The organism is Roseburia sp. AF20-18LB (assembly GCF_003461185.1).
Classification (GTDB): Bacteria; Bacillota; Clostridia; order Lachnospirales; family Lachnospiraceae; genus Roseburia_C; species Roseburia_C amylophila.
In genome coordinates, this window is sequence record NZ_QTWP01000024.1 from 1 (window position 1) to 3,967 (window position 3,967).

At 38.6% G+C, this 3,967-nt stretch carries 6 protein-coding genes; all 6 read right to left on the minus strand.

Annotated features, from left to right (window positions below; genetic code table 11):
- Window positions 1-18: 18 nt before the first annotated feature.
- The gene (locus DWX65_RS14695) at window positions 19-309 is read right to left on the minus strand and encodes a hypothetical protein (RefSeq protein ID WP_242997896.1); all 291 of its coding nucleotides are present in this window, start codon (window positions 307-309) and stop codon (window positions 19-21) included.
- 79 nt (window positions 310-388) lie between these two features.
- Window positions 389-1,222, minus strand: a complete 834-nt coding sequence (locus DWX65_RS14700; protein WP_015517474.1) for a hypothetical protein — start codon at window positions 1,220-1,222, stop codon at window positions 389-391.
- Between the two features lie 168 nt (window positions 1,223-1,390).
- Window positions 1,391-1,897, minus strand: a complete 507-nt coding sequence (locus DWX65_RS14705; protein WP_118173742.1) for a hypothetical protein — start codon at window positions 1,895-1,897, stop codon at window positions 1,391-1,393.
- A 63-nt stretch (window positions 1,898-1,960) separates the two neighbouring features.
- On the minus strand, window positions 1,961-2,629 hold the full coding sequence (locus DWX65_RS14710) for a DUF3879 family protein (protein WP_117465418.1): 669 nt from the start codon (window positions 2,627-2,629) through the stop codon (window positions 1,961-1,963).
- A gap of 42 nt (window positions 2,630-2,671) precedes the next feature.
- On the minus strand, window positions 2,672-3,340 hold the full coding sequence (locus DWX65_RS14715; protein ID WP_117465419.1) for a hypothetical protein: 669 nt from the start codon (window positions 3,338-3,340) through the stop codon (window positions 2,672-2,674).
- 191 nt (window positions 3,341-3,531) lie between these two features.
- Window positions 3,532-3,967, minus strand: a 436-nt coding sequence (locus DWX65_RS14720) for an ATP-binding protein (RefSeq protein ID WP_118173743.1), incomplete at its 5' end; no start/stop codon positions are given.

Sequence of the window (3,967 nt, forward strand, 5' to 3'; positions counted from 1 at the left end):
CTGTCAATATCATTTTCCTCAACACCAGCCATTTTTGCTATGCGCCGTAACCGTAAGCACATGACCTCCATTAACACGAATACTTTGTCCTTCTGCAATATTAACAGAATTATTCTGTCTGCTAATTGAAGCATCCTTCGCCAATTTTATTGGTGTTTTTAACGCTTGTGCCAGATCCTCTACCGGATTTAGTAAGTGCTGCAACATCGCCCCATTATATGCTTCCTTATCTTTAATAACTGTATTTTTATAATTAGATGTAAGTGCTCTTGTATTGGGATTAATATAACTTGATATTGATTGCATCATCTCAACCTCCAATTATTTTCATTCCTCTGTCATTCGGAATCTATTCACTCTCCATAACGGTCCAAGTGATCTATTACTTTTATGACCATCTATACCAAGTTCCGCTATTCAAAAGCTGTGACATACTTTCTTCATATCTTTTCACTGCTTTCTGCTGAATGGAACTAGGCACCACATAATCGTTACCAACTTCACTTATTTTCCCATTTACCAGTTCGCAATGTGTCCCGTTTATCACAAATTCTCTGCTTGTATCCACTCCCTGTGACGCAAGAAAATCTAAAATATAATCGGTGTATGTATCTGTCATACTTGAAAAATACTGCTGATCCGCAAAATGTATCAGGGAGTTCAGACCACCTATCATCATATTGCATCTTTCATCATCTGCCTTGCTTCCGTTTCCATAGCCCTCGCCCCAGACAAAATCTTCCTGTACCGTCATGCTGTATCCATTTCCAAGATTAAATCTGCTTCCAACCCCAATCGTGATACTGTTTGTACTGGGATCATATGGTTTGTACCCTCTGGTTTTAAATGGCTGCTGTACGGTTCCAAAGGTTTGAATCTCGGATGGGAGATATGACATACCCGTAATTGCCGTAAACGCTTTCTGCCCATTCACATAAAAGGAAGTATGGGTTGCACTGTCTATATCCGCTGTAATCTCGACTTTCTCATCATTGGCAAAAGGATTCTGTCCGGTCATTCCGGTTCCATATGCAAACAGCATTCTTGTAAACTGATATCTTGTATGCTCATCAAAATGATTCAGTGTCTCTGTATCTTCTCCCTTTACATCTCCATTGCAAAAATCAACAAATTCATTTTTACTGCCATCCTTTGTAGATAGCTTACCTGTTTTTGTGTTATAAACAAAATTATAAGAACTTCCTACGCCTGTTATACCCATTGCATTTCCTCCATTGCATTTTTTCGTTGATATTCCTCTGTCATTCGGAATTTGCAATCACTTTCCTTATATGGTCCAAGTGATTTATAAATATATAAGTAACCATATTATCTCCTACCTTATATAAGTCTCATAACAACTGCCAACATTCTCTTATAACATTATAACTCAGTATCTTTGCTCCTCTTGCTGCCACATAAGCTCTTGACTTCCCAATTTGTTTAAATCTTCTATGCTTTTTTTGAACATTGAGATAAAATCTCTTCTGTCGTTAAGTCCCATATTACCAGCTTCAAGCGGCAGAGACGTGAAACCTCCCTGCTTCTCCACTTTGTAATGTGCCTCCAATGCACGCATTTCGACTACTGTAGCATTTGATGGATTAACATCATTGATATAAATTCTTTGCTCAAACTCTTTCCCGTTTTCATCCACACCTTTCGCTAACACCACTGGATTTTCATCCGTCGAATCATCCGCATATTTAAGGCAATAAGAAAGACCTGTACCATTACCTCCTGTCCACAACATATTATCTGTTGTGAATATCTGGTATACCTTTGGTGTTTCAGCCGTATAAAATGTCTTTTCCGCAGATGCAGGTGCTTTCATATAATTACTTTTTTGTTGACCGTACAATGAAGATACGGTATTCAGACCAGAACTAATGTTCATATTTTTGTTCCTCCAATCAGCTCAAAATTTTCTCTTTTTAATTATTCAAATATACCTGATATGTTAAATTTTAGTATCAAGCGTTGCCTGTGCAGGAGATTTCCCCGACTCTGCCAATTCTCTTGTAACACTATCTAATGCACCATCTTTAATTGGCTTACCAATTTCCCAGTTAGGATCAGCCTTTTTTGCGGCATCATAAAATGCCTGTCTGTAAATTCTCTCATATTTTTCAAGGGTGTACCCGGCAGCCAATCTGTCCTTTTTCTGCATTTTGCGGTACAAATTGTTATATACCTCGGAACGTTTTGTTGTATCTCCATTGTGGACACCGTTTTCACGCAGGAACTCTTTTTTTGTCAGTTCATACATTTCTTCTTTGCTACTATCCGGAATTGATATGATCCTTTTTCTCGAACTTTCATTTTCATCTGTCACTAAAAGTCCTGCCAGTCCATTTACAGGGTTGATATAATCTCCATCCTTGTCATAATGACTCATCAGATTTTTTATTCCCTGAATATTGCCATACATTGCACCATTTCCAGCAGACATCATTTGTTTTACTGCGGCTTTATATTGTTTGCTGTTTGTGTTAATCCCGGCAGCTTTTAACTTGGACTGAACAGAACTGCTGTTCAACTGGGACAACTGAAAACTGCCTATTGCATTTACTCCTGATGTCCCAAATGATTTTTGAAACAAAAAAGCATAATCCGTTATTTTTGACATAAAACATCCTCCCATATTAAACCTGTTATCTTACCTATATCCTTACGCTTTCCTATCAAAAGACGTTTTCTCTTCCAAATAGTTCGGCAGTTCTTTCAATTCTGAGCTTTGGGCATTCTTTTGCGTATGGTATTCATTGAAGTAAATTCCGTAAAATTCTCTTTCCTTTTCCCGCTCAGCCGGAGTTCTTTCGCATCCCCATCCATAACTATCTCCCAGATAGGTCAACACTTTTGTTCCTTGATAAGAAATGTCGGCACCATATCCTTCGCCTGTCAGAATCGGACATTCCAGTGTGCCTCCTCCCGCCAGAGCAAACTTCTTTTGCGCAAGGTTGTTATTTTTCCCCTCTGCCCTCTCCAGAAAATCGAGCAATGATAATTCTCCGATTCCTTTGCATTTCGGATTACCATTTTGACTTTTTACCGCATTTTTAGCCTGCTGATATAATGCCTTTCTGTCAGGGGATACATCGGATATGTATTCTGCACATAACCTTGTTCTCTGCCTGTGAATAGATTCTAATTCCGTTTTACTCGTAGTGTTGGCAGCTCTCTGAGCCAGTTCCTTAATCTCAGAGACAAACTCTGCCTGTGACTTATTGCTTTTCCCTGCACTTGGAATCATAGACCAATCAGGTTCTCCACTTCTCAGCGATACACTATATTTTGTAATAGCAGAACTCGTTGCATTTGAAATCGATATTCCCATGAATTCACCTCATATTTTCTACCTTCTCTGCATATATTTTAACCTCTATATATACTTATCCATTTATCATATTCATTCTTTAAAATTCTCATAACATACTTATTTCCTCTATTTTTTTATCGGATAAAATAACCTGTTCTCCTAGTCCCATATCATCAAACGACCATATTACGCACACAAAGAGCATCTCTTTACAAGATAACCACAGCCTTAAATTCATTTTCATCGCAGGAAAGCCCCATATCACCGCCATATTTATCCACAACTGCTTTTACATTTAACAGCCCAATGCCGTGATGATCCCCTCTTTTGCTTTTTATCGCGTCGTTTTGAATTTCTACTTTTTCTGTTACCGGATTTCTTACCGCAAATATCAGTTTATGATCTTCACACTCTAATTTCAGATGAATGACCGCTTTTCCGGTATTTTTCAGTACTTTTTCACTCTCCCGGATTGCATTATCCAGTAAATTGGAGAGCAGGATCACGATCTCTTCCTCCTCCAGACAGATCTCCTGCAGATCCCCCACTTTTAGGATCACTGCTATGTGTTTCTCCTGCATGCTGCGGTACTTCTGGTTTAAAACAGCATTGACTACCGGATGATTCGTGTTGATTGCCGACATC

Coding starts and splice junctions, on each gene's coding strand:
- DWX65_RS14695 (WP_242997896.1), bottom strand. CDS start 309: ATGATGCAATCAATATCAAGTTATATTAATCCCAATACAAGAGCACTT.
- DWX65_RS14700 (WP_015517474.1), bottom strand. CDS start 1,222: ATGGGTATAACAGGCGTAGGAAGTTCTTATAATTTTGTTTATAACACA.
- DWX65_RS14705 (WP_118173742.1), bottom strand. CDS start 1,897: ATGAACATTAGTTCTGGTCTGAATACCGTATCTTCATTGTACGGTCAA.
- DWX65_RS14710 (WP_117465418.1), bottom strand. CDS start 2,629: ATGTCAAAAATAACGGATTATGCTTTTTTGTTTCAAAAATCATTTGGG.
- DWX65_RS14715 (WP_117465419.1), bottom strand. CDS start 3,340: ATGGGAATATCGATTTCAAATGCAACGAGTTCTGCTATTACAAAATAT.